Raw genomic sequence first — 20,228 nt, 5'->3', positions numbered from 1 at the left:
AAGGCAACGAGCGCGGTCGCGTCGATCCGATCCGCGGCACCGCGGACCGCCGTGCGGGCGCTGCCGAGATCGCCCCGGCCCAGCGCGACGAGCACTTTGAGCAGCACCATCTGCGGGCTGGTCGGCGCGAGAGTGATGGCGCGGTCTATGGCGGCGTCGGCGCTGTCGTACTGCCGGAGGAAGATGTGCACGGTGGCGACCCGCCGCGCCACGGTGGGCGAGCGCGGGTCCAGCCGCATGGCGCGCGTCCGGCGGAGTGCAGCTCTTCGTGTCGCCGAAGCTCGCGCTGGACGGCGGGCTCAGCGTGGGTGTGGGGAAGTTGAGGAACATCAAGGTGGACGGGCAGCGGCAGGACTGGGGGACGCCCAACAACACCACCACGACCCGGATCAGGTTCGGGGCGAACTGGTATCCCTGAGCCAGGGAGTGGAGCGAAAAGGGAATGTGGAACCGCCGCCGAGAGCTCGAGCTCTCGGCGGCAGCGTCATTTCACTTCGAACGGCAGACTGAACAGGTACGGCTCCGGCCCGTGGGGCCCCAGCTCGGGCAGCTGATCGGACAGAACCCGCAACCGGTAGTGTCCCTTCTTGTCGACCGCCAGATCGTCGAACACGGCCACCCCGTCCTCAGTCTCCCTGAAGCGATTGCCCAGCAGCCGAGTGTTGGTCGGCGAATCACTCCCTACCGGGAACAACCCGAGATACAGCAGGATTCCGGCGAGAGGAACCAGATTGCCATCCGCATCCGCCATGGCGACCTCGACCCGGAATCGCTCGTTCTTGCGTACGTCGTGGGGCTGAAGCCGAAAGACGAAGTGATCGACCTGGGTCTCCGGAACCTCGGTGACCGTCACATCGGCGGTCTGCGCCAGTCGTATCGAGCCGTTTACGGTGGCCGAGACGACGATCGTTCCCGGCGCGGCGCCGGCCACCGTGCCGGTGGCGGTGCCATCCGATTCAGTCGCGCCATCGGGCTGCGTCACTGTGACGCCGGTACCGCTGGCCTCGAGCGACACGGTGGCGCCCTCGATCGGATCTCCCCGATCATTTCGGACGGTCACCGTGATCGTCGAGCTCCCGGCACCCGCGACAATGGAGGCCGGGTCCGCCGAAAGGCTGGAGCGGCTAGCGCTCGGCGTAGAATCCCCGCCGTTGCCGCCGCCATCGCCCCCGCCGGTGCTGACGGCCGTGAAGGTGACGAAGCTGATACCGGAGATGGTGGCTCGGGCCGCGTTGGCACCGGGTTCCGGGCCCAGGGTCCACTTCGCGGAAGCGAGGCCATCGGCGTCACTGGTGTCCCTCTCCGGGACCAACGTTCCTCCACCGATGGTCACCGCCCAAGTGACCTCGCGGCCGGAGATTCCGACGCCGGTCGTATCCACGACTCTCACGACCAGCGAGTCGTCCAGCGGCTCGCCGACTTTGCCTTCCTGGCGATCTCCATGCACGGCAACGACTTGCATTGGCCCCTCTGAGACCGGAAGGACCAGGTCAGCGCCACCGCATCCGAGGGCGGCAACCATGCAGAGCGGCGCGGCAAGGGGGACGAGGCGCAAGGGAGGCGGGAAGTGAGAGGTTGATCGGCAAGGATCTGATCTCAGGATAGCCAGGCGCCGGATCCGAGGAGAGGACGGCCGTCACAATCCCCGCTAGGGCGCCTCTCTGATCTCTGTCCGTGCCCAGGGGATGATGTCTAGCCGCTCGAATGGGATCGGCTGCCCGGTGGACTCGCTGAGGCCGAACCGATCGGGAGTCTCGTAGAGCCGCTGCAGGGCCGCATCGATCTCTTCCAGCTCACGGGTGGCACGCTCGGCCAGCTGAGTCGACATCTCCTGATCGAAGCTGTCGGTGCCCTTGTCCGCCATATGAAAGGGGTAGTTGGTGAGGTCGCCATCGCCCGTGGGGTTCGAGCCAGACTCGTCATAGCTGCGGATGACCCGCAGGGCGCGTTGGCGCTCCTCCTGGAGACGCTGTTCGAGATGGCGACGCTGCTCGTCGGTCAGTGCCATGGCCTCTCTCTCCGAATCATTGGTTCGCCCCGCTGGGGCCCCTCACAATGATCGCCGAGGGCCGCGTCCGGCGGTGACCGCCGCCACGTCCAGGGCTCACCTGCGCTTCAATGGCTCCGGACGGCCGGCTTCTGGGGAAACACAAGCAGGCCCACGATGATGGCGATCAGCAGCACCGCGGACGCGATGGGGACGACAGGGTGACCGCCGGCACCTTGCTCATGCTCAACTCGGCCCCGCATAGCTCAAGAGACCCGCCGTGATCCGGGCCGCCGAGGTATAGGGGTGTGGGATGGACGAGGTGAGCCCCAGAATGTGGTAGACCTCGAAGCCCGCCCAGCGCAGCCCGTCAGAGATGAGGGCGCGGTGACACCGCCACCAGAGGGCCTCCGCACACATGATGGCGGTCCGGAGGCCACACCCCAGGTCCGCGAGTCGGGCCAGGCCTTCCGCAAACGGCGGCGTCGCCATGTAATCAGCGTAACCGCGGAAGGCCGTGCTGCGCCATGCGGTGTTCGCGGAGTCGGCGCGCGGCTGTCGCCGTCCACCGAGCTCTGGAAACCATTCGTAGTCGAGGCCGGCAGCGAAGAGAGACTTGGCAAGGGCCTCGCCGGCGAAGTGTGGCCATCGGCGGCTGCCAGGATATCGGCGGACATCGGCGACCAGCTCGATGTCGTGAGCTGCCAGCAATGCCAGGAACTGGTCCAACGGCTGGGTGGAGTGGCCCACCGTCCAGAGGCGCGGCGTCATTCCTCAATGTATGCCGGCCCGAGGGTGGGCGGGTTCGGCGGCTGCGTACCCTCAGCAGTCGGGCCTACCGGCGCGCCAGGCGGCACAGTACCTGGTAGACCGAAATGAACCCCGACTCGAAGTTCTTGCGCGCTCCCCGCAGATACAACCGCCACACCCGGAGCCGCTCTTCGCCCGCGATCCCGGCGGCCTCGGCGCGGCGCCGGTCGAGCCGCCGCGCCCAGTGGCGCAGCGTCTCCACGTAGTCCTGCCCGAATCCCTCCACGTGCTCGGACACGAAGCCGGCGCGCTCGAGCGCGAGCAGCACGCGCGAGAGCGGCAGCGGGTCGGTGTCGGGAAACACGTAACGCATGGTGAATGCCCCCACCGCCGCCTCGTACAGCCGCGCGATGCCGTGATTGAGCAGCCTGCCGCCCGGCTGGAGCATGCCGGCCAGCCGCCTGGCGTACAGGTCGATCCGCTCGCCACCGACGTGCTCCACCATGCCGATGCTGGCGATGGCGTCGAACCGCTCGCCGGCGAGATCGCGGTAGTCCAGTAGCAGGATCTGGACCCGCTTCTCCAGCCCAGCCAGGCGGACGCGCTCGCGGGCGAACGCCGCCTGCCGCTGGGAGAGGGTGATTCCCACGACGTCCACGCCGTGCCGCGTGGCGGCATGGATGGCGAAGCCGCCCCATCCGCATCCGACGTCGAGCACCCGCTCGCCGGGTCTGAGCGCGAGCTTCCGGCAGCTGACCTCCAGCTTGGCCTCCTGCGCCGCCTCGAGCGAGTCGGGAGCGCGCGAGAAGAAGGCGCAGCTGTAGGTCATCGAGCGATCGAGGAACAACGCGAAGAACTCGTTGGACACGTCGTAATGATGGCGGACCGCCCGGGCATCGCGGCCCCGCGAGTGGAGCACGCCGCGGGGACGCAGCTCGGCCGCCGGTGCCGGGACGCCGGGGACCGCGCCGCCGGCCCGTGCCGCGGCGAGCATGAGACGGGCGCGGCGGCGGGCGGACAAGCTGGGCGGGTGCCAGGAGTCGGCCACATCCACCAAGGCGTCGAGGTCACTCACCTCGAGCTCACCGGTCACGTAGGCGCGGCCGAGGCCGAGCTGGCCGGGTGCGCGCAGCACGTGGGCCACGCCGCGGGGAGACCGGATGGTAAGGGTGGGGCCACCCCCGTCGGTGGCGGGGACGCCGGTTCCGTCCCAGAGCTCGATGGCGAAGGGGCGGTCGGGAAAGAGCCGCTGAATCTCACGGCGAAGGGGAGCGGTCGAGGCGAAGGGCATGGTCGTCACCGGCGGCCTGGAGTGCGGACGCAAGGGCTGTCGTTCGCAGCTTAGCGAGGCCGGGGGTGGCTCGCATCGGCAGAATGGGCCAGGGCGGCATCTGCTGCTGTTGCGGCCGGCCTCACTCCCCTTCAAGCCGTCGAGCCAGCGCGAGAAACCGTGGGTCGCTCCTGAGCGGCGCGAGCCGTGGATCGATCAAGACGTAGGCGAGGACGGTCGAGCGTTCCTCGTAGGCGCGCTCCAGGTCGCGGAGCGCCTGCTCCCGCTCTCCCAGCCCGGCGTGTACCAGTGCAAACCAATAGGAGGGCACGTATTGCCCGGCCGCGGCCTTGCGAAGCGACTCGAGCACGCCTCGGGCACGGGCGGTCTTCCCGGCGACCGCATAGACGTGCCCGAGGGACGACGCGCGCATGAGGCTGCTGCCGACGACCGGCTGCAGGACCGCGATGGCCTCGTCGAGTCTCCCCTGTTGTTCGGCTACCAGCGCCAGCCCCCATTTGGCGAGGGCGTCGCTGGAGTCGCTCTTGAGGACCTCCCGAAGCCCGTGCTCCGCCTCGTCGTATCGACCCGCGAAGTAGTCGAGCAGGGAGCGGTTGGTCTGCAGCTGCAGCGAGAGCGGGTCCAGCTCCAGGGCCCGGCCGAGCTGCGCGATTGCCTCATCCAGCCGGCGGCGTGACGCGAGAAAGCGGCTGTAGGAGAAGTACGCGTCGGCGTAGTTGGGCCGCAGCTCGAGCGCGCGCCGAAACTCCTGCTCGGCGGCGCGCCAATCCCATTCGTAGTAGGCCCGAATGTAGGCGGTCGCCGCATGCGCTTCCGCCAGGGTCTCGTCCAGTTGGAGCGCGTGTACCAGCGCCGCCCGGGCTTTCGGCAGGACCTCCACCGGTGACACGTCGGTGTAGAAGGGAAGCGCGGTGTAATAGTTGGCCAGGCCCACGTAAGGCGGCGCCCAATCCGGAGCCATGTGGCCGGCATGCTCGAACAGCTTGCGGGCCTGCTCCAGCTCGCCCCGATCCAGATAGAAGCGGCCGCGAAGGTAGGCCTCGTAGGCCCGCTGATCCACTTCTCGGCGGGCATCGAGACGGCTTCGCTCTGTGCCTTTGACGTCGGCCTTGATCGACCCGGTGAGAGCGAGCGTGATCCGCCGTTGCAGGTCCGGCAGCTCACCGAGCCCACCTCGATAGTCTTTCGCGAAGAGGAGGGCACTATCCCGGGCCTGGAGGAGTCGGACGCCGATCCGGACCGTATTCCCTTCCCTTCGAATCGAGCCTTTCACGACCGCGTCGACACCGAGCTCCCTCGCCAGCTCGGCAAGCGGCCGGGCGGTCCCCTGGGCCGCGGCGCCGGAGGAGCGCGAGATCACCTTCAACGAGCCGATCTCGGCCAGATCGGCGATGAGCCCTTCCGTCATGCCCTCGCCGAGATAGGAGCTATCCGGACTGCTGCCCAGCTCCTGGAACGGGAGCACCGCGACCGCCCTGATCATGCTCGAGGCGGGGTGGACCCCGCCCGCAGGAGCTCGTGCGACCAACCACCAGATGGCTGCGGCCAGCACCAGGCCGGCTCCGAGCGCAATCAGTCCCACTCGGCGCGCCAGCGGCGCAGGCCCGCTCCGCGGCGAGGTGGGCACCGGCGCTGGGACTGTCGCGATCTCCGGTGACTGCAGAGCGTCCAGGAACTGCTGCATGGAGTCGAAGCGGTCGGCGGGCAGCTTCGCCATGGCCCGCATGATGGCCGTCTCCATCGCCTGGGGCACGGTCTGGCGAACCACCCGCAGGCTCGGGACGGGCTCGAGCGAGTGCCGGGCGAGGACCGCTTGGGTGGACGGTCCGGTGAAGGGAGGCTGACCGATCAGCATCTCGTATAGAGTGCACGCCAGGCTGTACTGATCGCTGCGACCGTCCACCGCGGCACCGCCGGACTGTTCCGGACTCATGTACTGCGGCGTACCGACGACGATGCCGCTCTGGGTGAGCTGCTCCGTGCCCGCGGCGCTCAGGGCCCGCGCAATGCCGAAGTCGGCGACGACGGCCTGGCCGCCGGAGAGCATGATGTTCTCCGGCTTGATGTCCCGGTGCACGATGCCGTGCTCGTGGGCGTACTGCAGGGCGCTGCCGACTTCTCGGGTGATCCGAAGCGACGTGTCCAGCGGAAGCTGCGGTTCCCGCGCGAGCCGCTGGCGGAGCGACTCGCCTTCGGCGAACGGCATGACGTAGTAGAGCAGGCCATCCGCCTGCCCCGAATCGTACAGCGGGAGAATGTGAGGGTGCTGCAGGCCCGCGGCGATCTCGATCTCACGGAGGAACCGGTCGCTGCCGAGGATGGCCGACAGCTCGGGCTTCAGCAGTTTGATGGCGACGGGTCGGTGGTGCTTGAGATCCTCGGCGAGAAAGACGATGGCCATCCCACCCCGGCCAAGCTCGCGCTCAACCCGGTATCGATCGCCCAGCGCCGTCGCCAGCCGTGCGAGGAGTTCCATGGCGCCGCCTTTTCTCCGGTGGAGAGAATGTGGCGCCGGCGGGCGGGGCGGGCAAGCAAGGACCCGATCAGACCCGCGCGCGCCGCTCGAGCTCCCCAAACACTTCGATCAGCACTGGGACGATCAGCAGCGTCACCAGGGTCGAGACCACGAGCCCGCCGATTACCGCAAGCGCCAGCGGCCGCTGCAGCTCCGCGCCCGCGCCGAGACCGAGCGACAGGGGCACCAGCCCGGCGAGGGTGCAAACCGTCGTCATCAGGATCGGCCGCAGCCGGACCCGTCCGGCATGCGCCAGCGCCCCTGCGGTATCCTCGCCCCCATCAGACGCGTGGTGTGCCGCGTCGAGCAGCAGGATGCCGTTCTTGACGATGAGACCGACCAGCAGGATGAGCCCCATGAAGCTGGAGACGTTGAACGGCACGCCGGTGGCCCCGAGCATGAGCAGCGCACCGGTGGCCCCGAGCGGGACCGCGAGGATGATCGCGAGCGGTCCTCGGAAACTCCCGAACTGGGCCACCAGCAACAGCAGCACGGCGCCGATCGCGAGCGCGAGCACGCCCAACAGCTCCCGAAACGCGGCCTGCTGGCTGGCGTACTGCCCACCGATCTCCAGCGTGACACCGGCCGGCAGCACCACCCGGCCGAGGGCGCGCCGCACGTCGCCCATCACGCCGCCGAGGCTCCGGCCGCTGGTCCGGCCAGTCACTGCCACATAGGGACGCAGGTTCTCCCGCAGCAGTACGCTGGCTCCGCCGCTGTCCCGCACCTGGCCGAGCTGCGCCAGCGGCAGCCAGCCGCCGGGCCCGACGATCGGCACTCGAGCGAGCACGTCGCCCTGCTGGCGCAGGCTGTCGGTCAGGCGGACGCGGATCGGCACCAGGCGGTCCGGCTCTCGGGCGGTTCCGGCGTCAGCCCCGAACAGCGCTGCTCGCGCCTGCGTCTGTACCTCGGCCGCGGTGAGCCCCAGCCGGGCCACGCGAGCCGGGTCGAGGTCCACCCGCCGCTCGGGGTTGACGCCCTGCACGCCATCGAACAGGTCCACCAGGCCGGGCGTCGGCTCGATGGCGGCCGCCACGGCTCGCCCCGCCCGCTCGGCGGCGGCCTGATCGCGGCTGAACAGCTTGAGCTCGACCGGTTCGGGCGCGCCGGCCAGGTCGCCAATCACATCCTGCATGAGCTGCACGAACTCCACCCGCACCGCCGGCGCGCGCTGCTCCGCCGCCACGCGCACCCGGTCCATGACCTGATACACCGACGGACGCCGCCGTCGAGGTTTGAGCAGCACGGTGAAGTCGCCCCGGTTGGGCGAGGTCGCGGCGAAACCGAGCTCGCTGCCGGTGCGGCGGGTGAACGCCTGGACCGCGGAGTCGGCGAGCAGAATCCCTTCGATCACGTGCACCTGGCGATCGGTCTCGGACAGCGCGGCTCCCGCCGGCGCCCAGTAATCGAGAATGAACCCACCCTCGTCCATCTCCGGCAGGAAGCCGGTCCCGATCACCCGGCTGAGACCGAGACCGAGGGCCAGGAGCGCCACGCACGCCGCCACGGCCGCGCCGCGGTGTCCCAGCATCCAGCCGATCGCGCGAGCGTAGCGCTCCTCCAGCGGCCGGAGCGAGAGCCGCGGCACGGATCGCCGCCCGGACGGCGCTATGATCGCGGGGATCAGGGTCATGGCCAGCACCAGCGACAGGAACACCGCTATTGCCAGCGCCAGGGCGAACGATCGGAAGAACTCGCCCACCACCCCAGTCAGCAGCCCCAGTGGCGCGAACACGACGACCGTCGTGAGCGTCGAGCCCGCCACCGGCCCGACGATCTCGTCCGTACCGCTCCGCACCACCTCCGCTGGCGACTCGCCCGGATGGAGGGCCAGCCGCCGCTCGATGTTCTCCACCACGACCACGGCGTCGTCGATGATGATCCCGATGGCCACGGCGAGGCCGCCCAGGCTCATCAGGTTCAGCGAGTCACCCGCCAGCGCGAGCCCCAGCAGGGTGATCGCCACGGTGAGCGGCAGGCTCAGCGCGGCCGCGCCCGTGGTGCGCCATTCGCCGAGGAAGAGGAGGAGCACGAGCACCGCCAGGGCGCCGCCGATCAGCATCGCGTCGCGCACGCTGCGCATGGAGTCGCGCACCAGGGCCGCCTGGTCGTAGACCGATTCGAGCCGGACCCCGGTCGGCAGCAGCGGCCGGATCGAATCCATGGCCGCGCGCACCGCCGCCTGCAGCCGCAGGGTATTGCCGCTCGGCTGACGCGAGATGTTGACCAGCGCCGCAGGCCGGCCGTTCCCCGCCACGATCTGAAAGAGATCCTGGGCGCCATACCCGACCGTGCCCAGGTCGGCCACGCGGACCGGCCGGGGCCCGCTCTCACGGACCACCACCTGCCCCACGGCCTCCGGGGTATTGGTGAGGCCGGAGACGACGATCGCGTACTGGCGATAATCGCGGTCGGTGCGACCCGCGGCCTCAGCCACGTCGGTAGCGCCGATGGCCTGCGCCACCTGGTCCACGCTCACCCCGTTGGCCGTGAGGCGGGCCGGATCGAGCTGCACCGAGATCTCGCGGACGCGCCCGCCCTCGACGGCCACCTCGCCCACGTCCGGCAGGCCGGCCAGCCGCGGCCGCACGGTGAACTCGGCCAGGTCGCGAAGCACCAGCGGGTCGGCGCCGGTGAGCTCGTACTGCAGCATCGGGAACACCGACGGCGTGAGCCGCTCGGCGCTCAGCTCGAGCCCCTCCGGCAGCGAGCTCCGGGCGGCGGCCAGGCGGCCCTGCACCTGACTCAGCGCGAACTGCATGTCGGCGTTGGGACGGAAATCGAGGCTGAGCTCGGCGGAGCCGCGGACGGTGAGCGTGCGGACCCGCCGAAGGCCGAGGATTCCGCTCAACGCCTCCTCGAGCGGGCGGGTGACCGCCACCGTCATCTGCTCGGCCTCGAAGGTACCACCCCGTGCGAGCACCACGATTCGCGGGTAGGTGACCTCGGGATAAATACCGGCGGGGAGAGTAAGCAGCGCCCACACGCCGCCGGCGGCGAGTAGCGCGACGGCGAGATGGACGGCTGCCCGGTGTCGAAGGAAGAACCCGGTAAACCTCACCGCGGCGGTCCGGCCGCCGCAGGTGGAGCGGAGTGCGGGGTCGAGACGACATGCATCCCGTCCTCCAGGCCGAAGGCGCCGGTGGTCACGACGCTGTCGCCCTCGCGCACGTCACCCCGGATCTCGGTGCGTCCGCCGGCGCGAAGCCCCCGAGCCACGACACGCGCGTGCGCCACCGAGTCTCGCCCGACCACGAAGACCACGGTGCTGTCGCCGGCCAGCGCGAGCGCGGCGTCCGGGATTACCAGCACATCGCGCCGGACGCCGAGCCGGATGCGCGCCACGGCCGCCGCGCCCGGATGCAGCCGTCCGGCGGAATTGGGCACTCGGATCACGGCCTCGCCCGCGTTGGTCAGCGTGTCCACGCCCGGCGCGAGGGCGGCGAGCCGCCCGTGCGCGACGGCCGTGTCCCCATCCTGCAGGACGTCCACCGGCAGACCGGTGCGGAGACGTGCGAGATCGGGCGCGGGCACCGGCACCGCCAGATCGAGCGTGTCGGCGGCCATCACCTGCGCCAGCGGGCGGCCGGCGTCGACCCGCTCGCCCCGCTGGACCATGACTTCCTGGAGCCGGCCCGCGATAGGGCTGGCGACCCGGGTCCGGGCCAGCAGCGCGCCGGACGCCGATGCCGCGGCCCTCGCCTGTCGCGCGCTGGCGGCGGCCTCCTCGGCCTGCCGCGCCGAGGTGATTCCGTCGGCCAGAAGCTGCTGCTGGCGATCTGCCTCACGCTCAGCCTGGGCGGCGGCCGCCGTCTTCTGCGCGGCGTCGGCCGCGAGCTCAGGCACTTCGAGCTCGACCACCGTTGCCCCACGCGCGACCCGATCGCCCACCTGGACGCGCACCGCCAGGACGACGCCGGCTGCCGGCGCGGCGAGCAGGGCGGCACCGCCGGGTCGCGGCTCCAGACGCCCGGTCAGGACGAGCGTCTCGGCGAGGGAATCGCGCGCGATGGTGCCGAGCGCAACCGGGACCCTCGCCGTGGCCCCGCTCCCCTCGGCCTCGTCGCCCGAGTTGCCGCCGCACGCGGCCACGACGATCAGGCCGGGCAGCAGGAAACGGCGGGTCACTTGGCCGATCCCACGACGGCATACCAGTCGGCGAGCGCCTCCTGGAACGCGAGCTGATCCTGCAAGGCACCGAGCGATGCGTCGCGTTCGCCGCGCAGCGCGTCGAGCACCGGGAGGATGCCGGTCTCGCCGGCCTGGTACGCCCGCAGCGCCCGGCCCCGCAGCACGCCGGCGCCAGGGACGATTGAGTCGCGATCGAACCGCGCCCGCGCCGATGTCTCCTCGAGATGGATGCGTACCAGCCGGAGCTGGCGGACGGCGTCGAGCCGCGCCTCGCGCGCGAGGGCCGAAGCGCGGGTGGCGCGGGCTCGCGCTTCGTCCACTCTGGACCCACCCAGGTTCCAGAGCGGGAACGGCAGGGCGAGGCCGATGACCCTGAGCGCGCCCGGCTGCGCCTCATCGCCCCACTCCGCACCGGACTGGACGGTCGGCAGGGGCACGCGGGCGCGCGCGGCGCTCCGCGCCTGCTCCGCGGCCGCGGCCGAATCCGCGGTGGCGGTGCGCACGCCCGGAAGCGCCGCGAGGTCGACCGAAGTGTCGGGTAGCTGGTCGAGGCCCGCATCCAGGGGCCCGATTGGGGTCGGCGGCACACCGTCCCAGGCAATCGCTCGCGCCAGGTCGGCCTCGTCCACCCGTGCGGTCTCGCGTGCCGCCGCTGCCGTCTGCCGGGCGCGGGCCGCCTCCTGCGCCGCCTGCTCCTGCTCGAGGAGGGAGATGTCGCCGGCCCGGAGTCGCGCTGCCGAGAGCCGGGCCACGGTGTCGGCCAGGGCCGCCTGGGCGCGCACCAGCGACTCCGCCAGACGCGAGGCGCGCGCCCGAAAGTATGCGGAGCGCACCTCGCGCAGCAGCCCGGCCACCGCGAGCGACGAATCCGCCAGCGCCCGGTCCACACCTGCCCGCGCTGCCGAGCGGTCGCTGCCGCGGCGGAGCAGCCAGTCGAGCGGCTGGTCGAACAGCAGGTGGTTGCGCGGAACGGATTCGGTGCGACTGTAGGAGATGGTGGGATTGGGAACGGCGCCGGCTGTGCGCAGCGCCGACCGCGCCTCGGCGACGGCGGCCGCCGCAGCCACCACCGAGGCGCGCGCGTGGCGGGCGCGGTCGAGCGCCTGGTCCAGGGAGATGGTATCCCCCGGCGATTGGAGCAGGATGGCGACACCCAGCAGGATCATCAGCATGCCGCCGTCGGGCTCACGTGCCAAACCTCCGGTGGAGGCGGAAAGACGGCCGGTCTATGCATGGAAGGTGTACCTGGCCTGGAGAGCAGGCAAATGCCCCACCGCGCCACCGGCGGGTGGGCAGATAGCCAGCGCTCTTGGTCCGTCATTACGTACAGCACTACGGTGTCGCGTCACGGAATCGCTCCCCCAACACTAGAGTCTCCTCATGATATCGACTACCCTGCCCTCTCTCTTCCGCATCCTGGCCGGCTCTGTTGCACTGTGGACCGAGGCTATACCGCCCGTCGCTCAGCCGACCGACTCGGTTTATCACGTCTCGCGCGAGATCAGGCTGGGCGGCGAGGGGCGATGGGACTATGTGACCCTGGACTCGGCCGGACACCGCCTCTTCATCGCGCGGCAGACCCGGGTCATGGTCGTCGATCCGGAGACCGGCCGACTGCTGGGTGAGATCCCAGGCCTCAACGGGGCGCACGGCGTGGCGCTGGCCTATCCGACTGGACACGGCTTCGCCACCTCCGGCCGCGACAGCAGCGTCACCATGTTCGACCTCAAGACGCTCAAGGTCCTTCGGCGGTCCCGGGCCGGCGACGACGCCGACGGCGTGCTGTACGATCCCGCGTCCAAACGCGTCTTCACCTTCAACGGCGACGCCAATTCCTCGACAGCGATCGACCCGGGGTCCGGCCAGATCCTCGGTACTATCCGGCTCGGCGGCAAGCCCGAGTTCGGCGTCAGCAACGGCACGGGGCGACTGTACGTGAACCTCGAGGACAAGGCGGAGATGGTGGAGATCGATCCGGCTCGCCTCCGGGTCACCCGCCGGTGGCCCCTCGGCCCCTGTGAGGAGCCCACCGGGCTGGCAATCGACCGCGGGCACCATCTGCTCTTCAGCGGGTGTCACAACAAGTTGATGGCCATCAGCGACGCGGCAGCGGGCCGGAAGATCGCCCAGGTCCCCATCGGCGGAGGAGTTGATGGCGCGGCATTCGACGCAGGCACCGGGCTGGCCTTTGCGTCCAACGGAGATGGCACCCTCACGGTGGTCCACGAGGACAGCCCCACGACATTCCATCTGGTGTCCAACGTCTCCACGCGCCGGGGCGCGCGTACGATGGCGCTGGATGAGCGCACACACCGTGTGTACACCGTCACCGCGGCCTTCGGCGAGACGCCGGCACCGACGGCTGAGGAGCCGCACCCCCGCCCCAATCTGGCTCCTGGCTCCTTCACGCTGCTGGTGCTAGAGCACTGACGAAACTCGGCTTCCACCTCCGTGGCGGCGGATGCGGCAGGCGCGAGCCTGAGCTGCGATAGATTACGGAGTCCCCGCCGGACCCTCGAGGTCCGGCTCGATTCCTGGAAGCGATACGACCATTGGACTCAACGTGATCACTGCCGACTTGATACGCCATATCTCGCTCTTCTCCAAGGTACCGGAAGACGAGCGCATCTCCCTGGCCGCCCGCGCGGCCGATCTCCGCCTGCGCAAGGACGAGTGGCTCCTCGTCGAGGGCCAGAACGCAGGCTTCTACGGGTTGCTCGAGGGCCACATCGACGTGCTCAAGATCGTCGACGGCCAGGAACATCGGCTCACGACCTATGGCCCAGGCGACTCGTTCGGCGAGGTGCCGCTGCTGCTCGGCTCTCCCGCCATCGCCAACCTCCGCGCCACTGAGCCGTGCCGCGTGCTTCGGCTCGAGGGGGCGGATTTCCTGCAGCTGGTGAGTCAGTGCCAGGTGCTGAGCTCCGAGATCACCAAGACGATGGCGGCTCGGGTGAAGCACCTGAGCCAGTTCCAGGTCGAGCACCCGCGCGGGGTGGTCACGGTGATCGGAGACGCCCGCGATGCCGCCTGCTTCGACCTGCGTGACTTCCTCCTGCGCAACGGTGTGGCGTTCGTCTGGCAGGAGCCGAACGGATCTTCTCCGGCTGACCAGGAGGCCCGGGTCACTCCCACGGCCGTGGTGCTCCCCGATGGCAGGCGGCTGGAGGCGCCCACCTTCCGCGGGCTGGCGGAGGCACTCGGGCTCCAGACCCAGCCCAAGCACCGGGCCTACGACGCCGTGATCGTCGGCGGCGGAATCGGCGGACTGGCGGCCGCGGTGTATGGCGCCTCCGAAGGACTCCGAACGCTGTCAGTCGAGCGGCTGGCGTACGGGGGGCAGGCGGGCACCTCCTCCCGGATCGAGAACTACCTCGGCTTCCCCGTGGGCATCGGCGGTGACGAGCTGAGCGCTCGCGCGCGCCGGCAGGCGCTCCGCTTCGGCGCCGAGCTGCTGGTGCCCCGAACGGTCGCTCGGCTGGAGCCGGGCGATCCCCGGGCGGAAGGGCCGTCTCATACCATCGTCCTCGACGACGAGACCCGCATCCAAGCCAGGACGGTGATTCTCGCAACCGGCGTCGACTGGCGCCGGCTCTCGGTGCCTGGGATCGAGCGACTGGTCGGGCATGGCGTGTACTACGGGGCCGCGAAGGCCGAAGCGCTCAAGATGCAGGGGCTCGACGTGCACCTGGTGGGTGGAGGCAACTCTGCCGGGCAGGCGGCCCTGCTCTTTGCCGACTACGCGAGATCGGTGACGATGCTGGTGCGGGGACAGTCGCTTGCGGCGAGCATGTCACGTTACCTGATCGATCAACTCGAGCAGCAGCACAACGTCACGGTGGAGACCGGAGTCCAGGTCACCGGCGTGGAGGGGAAGGAGAGCCTCGAGGCCATCGAAGTGACGTCTGACAAGGGACGGCGCCGGGAGCGGCGGGCGAGCGACGCGCTCTTCGTGCTCATCGGAGGCGAGGCGCAGACCGCCTGGCTGCCCGACGCGGTGATCCGGGATCAGTGGGGCTACATCTGTACCGGTCGCGACGTCATGGATCTGCTGCGCGAGCGTCCGCCGACCACCTGGCCGCTCGAGCGCGATCCCTTTCTCCTGGAGACCAGCGTGCCTGGCATCCTCGCCGCCGGCGACGTTCGTCACGGATCCATCAAGCGGTGCTCGGCGGCCGTGGGAGAGGGAAGTATGGCGATCGCCGTGGTGCATCATGTGCTGGCCGAGCTCGAGACACGCGGCGAGAGAGCCGAGGTGGGCGGCGGCGCCGGGCAGTCTGCCGTATCGTAGGTGGCGCGTCGGCTCTCAATCGACGTGCAGCACCGCCATCATCCCCGCGCCGAGGTGCTCGGCGATGTGGCAGTGAAGCATCCAGGCGCCGGGGTTGGAGGCATCGATGAGGAGGTCCACGGTAGAGCCGACCGGGATGAGCGCGGTGTCCTTCCAGACCAGGTTCGTGGTGCGAACGCCATCCCGCGCCACGACCAGCATGCGTTGGCCGTGCAGGTGGATCGGGTGCTGCATGGGATGAAACGAGCGGGGATCGTTGACGATTCTGAGCTTCACGACCGAGCCGCGTCTCACGTGCCAGTCGATCGCCCCGTTCTCTTTGCCGGTCGCGTCGTCACGAAGAACCCAGCGGACCTGCTTCGAGGTCGACAGCCAGTTCATGTCCGGCATCCCATCCACCCACTCGACCGGCGCGTAGTAGGCGGTATCGATGGTCATGAACTGCACGGTGGCGAGCGGGAGGCCGGCCGTGCGGACCGTGAGCGTCAGCCGCTTGTCCGGCTCCTTGTCGAAGTACCGCCGGTAGCGCTCGATGTCCTTCGAGACGGCGGTATTGGCTCGCAGCCGCTCGAACGCGGGCGCGTGATCGGGCGTGGCCGCCGCCGAGTCCACCCGCACCATCCCGAGCGTGTCCACCTCTGACTGGAACTCGCCGCGGAAGTGGTTGATCGCCTGCACCATGTTGAGCAGCGGATAGGCCCCCGGCCGGTCGAAGCGCACCTCGACGAGGTACCGCTCCGCCGGGCCCAGCACCACGCTCGGCACCATGGCCTCGCGCTCGAACCGGCTCAGGTCCGACGCGAGCAGCTTGATCGGCGCGCCGCCGAACGAGAGGTTCCAGGTGCGCGAGCTGGCCGCGTTGGTGAGATAGAACCGGATCACCTCGCCCCGGTGCGCGCGCAGCGCGTAGTCCGGCTCGCCGTTCACCAGCAGCACGTTCCCCACCCGCCCCATCAACGCGAAGTCCGGCGCCTCCTTCCCGAACGGAATGAGGCTGTCGGCCTGGATGAGCAGGTCGCTCAGCATCAGCGCCTCCTCCCGGTTGGCCGGCGAGTAGTAGTCGGCGTCGGGGGAGTCGACCACCATGTTTCCGAACAGGCCCATGGACTGCTCGATGTCCTCCCGGACGTGCGGGTGGTACCAGTAGACGCCGGCGTCGGGAAAGCGGACCGTGTACGTGTAGTCGCCGCCGGGCGCCACCGGGTCCTGGGTTACGCCGACGGCCCCGTCGGATGCGTTGTCGAGACGAACGCCATGCCAATGCACCGTGCTCGGCAGGTCGATCCGGTTGTGGAAACGCACGACGATCGCGGCGCCCTGGGCGACCCGGATGAGCGGTCCCGGCACCTGGCCGTTGAAGGCGTACATGGCGAAGGCGTGGCCGCGGATCGTCCGCCGGACCAGCGCGGCCGTCAGGTCGAGGGTATCGTCGTCATCGAGACGCGTGAGCGACGCCGGCTTCGCCGGCGGCAGCGTCATGGGATCGACGCCGCGCCCGGGGACGAAGGGCGTGGTGCCCGGCGTCAGGCCGACGAGCCCCGGCATCATGACCATCCCGCGTGGCATCGGCACCGGCATCGCCATGGCACTATCCGGGTGCTTCCCGCCGTCCATGTCCGTCATTCGATGCGCCGGCTGTTGAGCGGCGAGACGGCTGGCGGTCACGGCGACAGCCGCGGCCGCCAGGAGTACCACCGCCGCGCGGCTCATTGAGCGATCCCGCGGAACAGCGGATGCGTCAGGAAGGACAGGAGCCAGCCGCTGGGCGAAGTGCCGTGGAGGACAGTCGGGCCCGAGTGTCGCGCGGCAGACGAGTCGGGCTCGGCCGTGATCACCAACAGGAACTTGTTGAGCTCGACCGGACCCACGGTAGAGACGCCGTTCCGGACCGAGCCGAGCCGCACCCACTGGGTCAGGTCGGGCGTGGCGGCCCAAGCGACGTAGGCGGCGAACTTGCCCAGTCTCTCCGGCCGCGGGAGCTTCGCCGCGGAGATGCGAACGTCGTAGCTCGCGTGCCCGTCGGCTGTCACCCCGATGCCGAAGGGGGAGCCGCTAGGGATGAGCCGCGCCTCGCCGCTCGCGCCGCGGGCGACGGGTGTCGGGAACAACGCGATGTCGTACGGCCCGCCACCGGACAGCACCAGCACGCTCGCGGCCAGCGTCGCCAACCATGAGAGCGTGCGGGTCACCGGGTCTCGCGGCTCGGGGCGCTTCCCGCTGCGGCGACGGGCCCACGATCGTAGTCCTGCACGCTCGAGATGTTGGGCATGCCGACGTCGCGGCCGTTCCAGCCTTTGAACCCGTCGAGCCGGAAGAGCCAGAGGCCGCTCCGCATATCGGTCATCGCGATCAGCCCGTCGCGGTTTCGCACGTCGATGCCGAACGCGCCCTGCTCCACGCTGTTGGTCCCCTGCCAGCCGTTGTCCGGAGTGCCACCGAAGCCGTTCCCGTGCTTGCACCCGCAGGTGTAGTACCAGCCGTCGGTCTTGGGCGCCCTCGGGTTCTTGAGGTCGAACACCTGGAAGCCATCTTCGTACGCGGAGACGAACACGTAAGGCCACCGCACCTCGTGGTTGTGCGCCAGGTCGCGCCAGTCGGCGGTCCACGCGCTGACGGCGAGGTCGAGGTTCTTGGTCGAGTCACGCTGGCCGGGCCCGAGATCCCAGATCCGAAGCGGCGTGTATTCGTATTCGGTCATCGTCACCGCCCACCGGCCATCGGGCGACGGTGTGAAGGTATGTGCGATGTCGAAGCCGAGTCCGGTCAGGGTGAACATCTCCGTGGGTGACTCGGGATGGGTCACGTCCCATACCGAGTACCCGCCGAGCCCGGCGCCGTAGAACTTGTCCTGGTGAGTGGCGGGATCGTAGCCGACGTAAAAGTCGTGATACCCGCCGGCGCCGATCTGCTTGAAGGGGGTCGGGTTGGGGACGGCGCCGACGATCCAGCCGGTCGAATCGGCGCCACTCACCACCTTGCCGAGGTCGTAGACCAGCGCCTTGGTGTCATTGATGGTGGCGAAGAGCAGCACGCGACCGTCGGAATGCTTGTAGGCAAAGATGTTGTGGAAGCCGCCCGGCGCCGCGGGATAGCGAAGGCGCGCCACCTCCTTCACCTTGCTCGAGTCGGGCAGCCCGGTCACGTCGAACACCACGGCGCCGAGGTCGGCGTCGGGGCTGCCCTGCATGAACTGGAGTGACTGCACGTAGAAATACTTCGAGCCGATCTTGAAGTACTTCCCGTCCATCGCGCCGATGCCGCGGTGCAGCTCGGGATTATCAATCTGCCAGCGGAAGACGCGGCGCGGGTGGGCGGGGTCCTTCACGTCGTAGATCTGGGTATCGAAGTTGACGAACCCGCAGACGTAGACGTACGGCCGCCCGGGGTCCTGCTCCATCTCGATGTCCGCCGCCTTCCACGGGGCGGGGTTGGTCACGACGTGGGCGAGCATGTGCACCGACTTGCTGCCCCCATGCTTCTGGTCGAAGGGGCGCACCGCGACCCCCGGGTCTTGGGCCCGGAGGGCGGCAACCGGGATAGATAGCAGGACCAGGGAGATGAACAGGCGGGACATCGAGGCTCCTCTCGAGGTGGATGCCTGCAAAGATAGGCGTCTGCCTCCCTGCGTGGGGGGGATATTACGGCTTGACAGATATTTCGGTCCACCGTATTATCGTCGACGCCGACATTCGACCCCCGCTCTGCCAAGGATCTGGCTCGTGCTCGCTCTGCCTCTGGCCCTCGTGGCCCTGACCGCCGCCCTCGCCCTCGCCTCGCTTGGTGGCGGCCTCTACGAATTTCTGGTCGTGGACCCGGCTTGGCCCCGCCGGCCGGAGCTCATCCAGCCGGCCCGCGGCGGCGTGTCACGCCGGCGCTTCTGGATTCCCGCCCACACCACCTTCGAGCTGTCGTTGATCGCCTCGCTGATCGTGTCGTGGGGCCAGCCGGCGGTCCGGATGCCCCTGCTCGCGGCGCTCGCCAGCCATGCGGCCATGCGACTCTGGTCCGCCTTCGACTTCATCCCCAAGGCGCTGGCGTTCGAGCGCGCGGATCCGAGCAGCATCACCGAAGACGCCGCGCGCCGCTGGAACCGACGGAGCGTCGGCCGGTTTCCCCTGGATCTGGTGACCTGTGCTGCGCTGATGGACGCGCTCGTGGCCGCCGCCCGGCTCGCGGCATGATCGCGTCGCCCCGCAAGAGACCGGCCTCCACACGAGCGGAGGTGCTCGAGGCGTTCGCCCGGGTGGGACGGGAGCACAGCGACGCCACCGTGCTCTTCCATGGCGTCATGGCCAGCCAGCTCGACCTGCATCCGACCGACTACAAGACGCTGGGCATTCTCGAGCGGCTCGGGCCCATGAGCGCGGGAGAGATCGCGGCGCATTCCGGGTTGGCGAGCGCGTCGGTCACGAACCTGCTGGACCGGCTCGAGCGCAAGGGGTTCGTGCGGCGGGCCCGGGACAGCGCGGACCGGAGACGGGTCCTGGTCGAGCCGGTCAGGGACCGGCTCACGGCGGCCGGCGAGCGGTTCGCCTCCACCCGCCGGTCTCTCGCGCGCCTGGTCGAGCAGTACTCCACCCGCGATCTTGCCGTGATCACCGATTTCCTGGCGCGGAATGCCGAGCGGCTTCGCGCCGAGACCACCAAGCTCGAGGAATCGTCATGCGAAAGCTGAAGCTGCAGATGCAGATCACCGTGGACGGCTTCGTGGCGGGGCCGGCCGGTCAGTTGTCCTGGATGACCACTGAGGCCAATGATGAACGGCTCATCGGGTTCATCACCCACCTGACCGACACCAGTGACACGATCCTGCTGGGGAGAAAGATGACCGGAGGGTTCGTGCAATACTGGGAAGCGCTGATGACGCGGCCGGACAGCCCGGAACACGTTTTCGCCCGCAAGATGGTCGATACCCCGAAGGTCGTCTTCAGCAAGACGCTGAGCCAGGTCCCGGGTAAGAACATCCGGGTGGAGAGCGGGGATCTGCGCGAGGCGGTCAGCCGGCTCAAGGGGCAGGCGGGGAAGGACATCGTCGTGTACGGCGGCGCAACCTTCGTCTCGTCGCTGATTCAGGCCGGGTTGATCGACGAGCTTCACTTCTTCGTCAACCCCGTGGCGATCGGGCAGGGGCTGCAGGTGTTCAAGGCCGAGACGCCGTTCAAGCTGATCGGGTCGACCGCCTATCCGAGCGGGATCGTCGTGAACAGCTACCAGCAGAGGTAGCCTCGCGCACGAGGCAGCCACCAGCGCGGCTACGGTTGCA

18 protein-coding genes are annotated in these 20,228 nt (G+C 69.6%); 6 read left to right on the top strand and 12 right to left on the bottom strand.

All coding sequences use genetic code 11. The annotated features are described in order from the left end of the window. Positions 1-239, bottom strand: a 239-nt coding sequence (locus tag VHR41_02945) for a hypothetical protein (GenBank protein ID HEX3233127.1), incomplete at its 3' end; no start/stop codon positions are given. A gap of 29 nt (positions 240-268) precedes the next feature. On the opposite strand from VHR41_02945, the gene VHR41_02940 reads away from it, so the two are divergent. Then, positions 269-418: a hypothetical protein gene (locus VHR41_02940; GenBank protein HEX3233126.1), complete on the top strand. Its 150-nt coding sequence runs from the start codon at positions 269-271 to the stop codon at positions 416-418. A gap of 66 nt (positions 419-484) precedes the next feature. Here VHR41_02940 and VHR41_02935 read toward each other — a convergent pair whose 3' ends face one another. From VHR41_02935 to VHR41_02900, 8 genes are all read right to left on the bottom strand, one after another. Beyond that, positions 485-1,462, bottom strand: a complete 978-nt coding sequence (locus VHR41_02935; GenBank protein HEX3233125.1) for an invasin domain 3-containing protein — start codon at positions 1,460-1,462, stop codon at positions 485-487. 186 nt (positions 1,463-1,648) lie between these two features. After that, positions 1,649-2,008 (bottom strand): hypothetical protein, encoded by a 360-nt coding sequence (locus VHR41_02930; GenBank protein ID HEX3233124.1) that lies wholly within the window; start codon positions 2,006-2,008, stop codon positions 1,649-1,651. A gap of 225 nt (positions 2,009-2,233) precedes the next feature. Then, positions 2,234-2,758 (bottom strand): DUF488 domain-containing protein, encoded by a 525-nt coding sequence (locus tag VHR41_02925; protein HEX3233123.1) that lies wholly within the window; start codon positions 2,756-2,758, stop codon positions 2,234-2,236. A gap of 64 nt (positions 2,759-2,822) precedes the next feature. Continuing rightward, positions 2,823-4,028 carry a cyclopropane-fatty-acyl-phospholipid synthase family protein gene (locus VHR41_02920; protein HEX3233122.1) on the bottom strand — a complete coding sequence of 402 codons (1,206 nt, stop codon included), beginning with the start codon at positions 4,026-4,028 and terminating at the stop codon, positions 2,823-2,825. 121 nt (positions 4,029-4,149) lie between these two features. Then, positions 4,150-6,504 (bottom strand): protein kinase, encoded by a 2,355-nt coding sequence (locus VHR41_02915; GenBank protein ID HEX3233121.1) that lies wholly within the window; start codon positions 6,502-6,504, stop codon positions 4,150-4,152. Between the two features lie 67 nt (positions 6,505-6,571). Further along, complete coding sequence (locus tag VHR41_02910; GenBank protein HEX3233120.1) at positions 6,572-9,604, bottom strand: efflux RND transporter permease subunit; 3,033 nt, start codon at positions 9,602-9,604, stop codon at positions 6,572-6,574. After that, positions 9,601-10,671 (bottom strand): efflux RND transporter periplasmic adaptor subunit, encoded by a 1,071-nt coding sequence (locus VHR41_02905; GenBank protein HEX3233119.1) that lies wholly within the window; start codon positions 10,669-10,671, stop codon positions 9,601-9,603. Before VHR41_02905 ends, VHR41_02910 begins: the two co-directional genes overlap by 4 nt. Then, positions 10,668-11,870 carry a TolC family protein gene (locus tag VHR41_02900; GenBank protein HEX3233118.1) on the bottom strand — a complete coding sequence of 401 codons (1,203 nt, stop codon included), beginning with the start codon at positions 11,868-11,870 and terminating at the stop codon, positions 10,668-10,670. Before VHR41_02900 ends, VHR41_02905 begins: the two co-directional genes overlap by 4 nt. 184 nt (positions 11,871-12,054) lie before the next feature. Here VHR41_02900 and VHR41_02895 point away from each other — a divergent pair, with 184 nt between their 5' ends. Both VHR41_02895 and VHR41_02890 read left to right on the top strand, forming a co-directional pair. After that, the gene (locus VHR41_02895; protein HEX3233117.1) at positions 12,055-13,104 is read left to right on the top strand and encodes a hypothetical protein; all 1,050 of its coding nucleotides are present in this window, start codon (positions 12,055-12,057) and stop codon (positions 13,102-13,104) included. Between the two features lie 133 nt (positions 13,105-13,237). After that, the gene (locus VHR41_02890) at positions 13,238-14,965 is read left to right on the top strand and encodes an FAD-dependent oxidoreductase (protein ID HEX3233116.1); all 1,728 of its coding nucleotides are present in this window, start codon (positions 13,238-13,240) and stop codon (positions 14,963-14,965) included. 15 nt (positions 14,966-14,980) lie between these two features. Here VHR41_02890 and VHR41_02885 read toward each other — a convergent pair whose 3' ends face one another. Genes VHR41_02885 through VHR41_02875 form a run of 3 tightly spaced genes read right to left on the bottom strand, consistent with a single transcriptional unit; the run spans position 14,981 to position 18,539 of the window. Further along, the gene (locus VHR41_02885; protein ID HEX3233115.1) at positions 14,981-16,675 is read right to left on the bottom strand and encodes a multicopper oxidase family protein; all 1,695 of its coding nucleotides are present in this window, start codon (positions 16,673-16,675) and stop codon (positions 14,981-14,983) included. Further along, positions 16,672-17,154 carry a hypothetical protein gene (locus tag VHR41_02880; GenBank protein ID HEX3233114.1) on the bottom strand — a complete coding sequence of 161 codons (483 nt, stop codon included), beginning with the start codon at positions 17,152-17,154 and terminating at the stop codon, positions 16,672-16,674. The genes VHR41_02885 and VHR41_02880 overlap by 4 nt, the downstream gene beginning before the upstream one ends. After that, positions 17,151-18,539: a hypothetical protein gene (locus VHR41_02875; protein ID HEX3233113.1), complete on the bottom strand. Its 1,389-nt coding sequence runs from the start codon at positions 18,537-18,539 to the stop codon at positions 17,151-17,153. Before VHR41_02875 ends, VHR41_02880 begins: the two co-directional genes overlap by 4 nt. Positions 18,540-18,684: 145 nt before the next feature. On the opposite strand from VHR41_02875, the gene VHR41_02870 reads away from it, so the two are divergent. Genes VHR41_02870 through VHR41_02860 form a run of 3 tightly spaced genes read left to right on the top strand, consistent with a single transcriptional unit; the run spans position 18,685 to position 20,188 of the window. Beyond that, entirely contained in the window at positions 18,685-19,146 is a 462-nt protein-coding gene (locus tag VHR41_02870; protein ID HEX3233112.1) for a hypothetical protein, read from the top strand. A gap of 41 nt (positions 19,147-19,187) precedes the next feature. After that, positions 19,188-19,640 (top strand): MarR family transcriptional regulator, encoded by a 453-nt coding sequence (locus VHR41_02865; GenBank protein ID HEX3233111.1) that lies wholly within the window; start codon positions 19,188-19,190, stop codon positions 19,638-19,640. After that, positions 19,628-20,188, top strand: coding sequence for a dihydrofolate reductase family protein (locus VHR41_02860; GenBank protein HEX3233110.1), 561 nt, complete (start codon positions 19,628-19,630; stop codon positions 20,186-20,188). The genes VHR41_02865 and VHR41_02860 overlap by 13 nt, the downstream gene beginning before the upstream one ends. The last annotated feature ends 40 nt before the right edge of the window (positions 20,189-20,228 follow it).

The organism is Gemmatimonadales bacterium (assembly GCA_036265815.1).
Taxonomy (GTDB): Bacteria; Gemmatimonadota; Gemmatimonadetes; order Gemmatimonadales; family GWC2-71-9; genus CAVVWJ01.
This window is presented reverse-complemented; position numbering and strand designations above follow the sequence as displayed.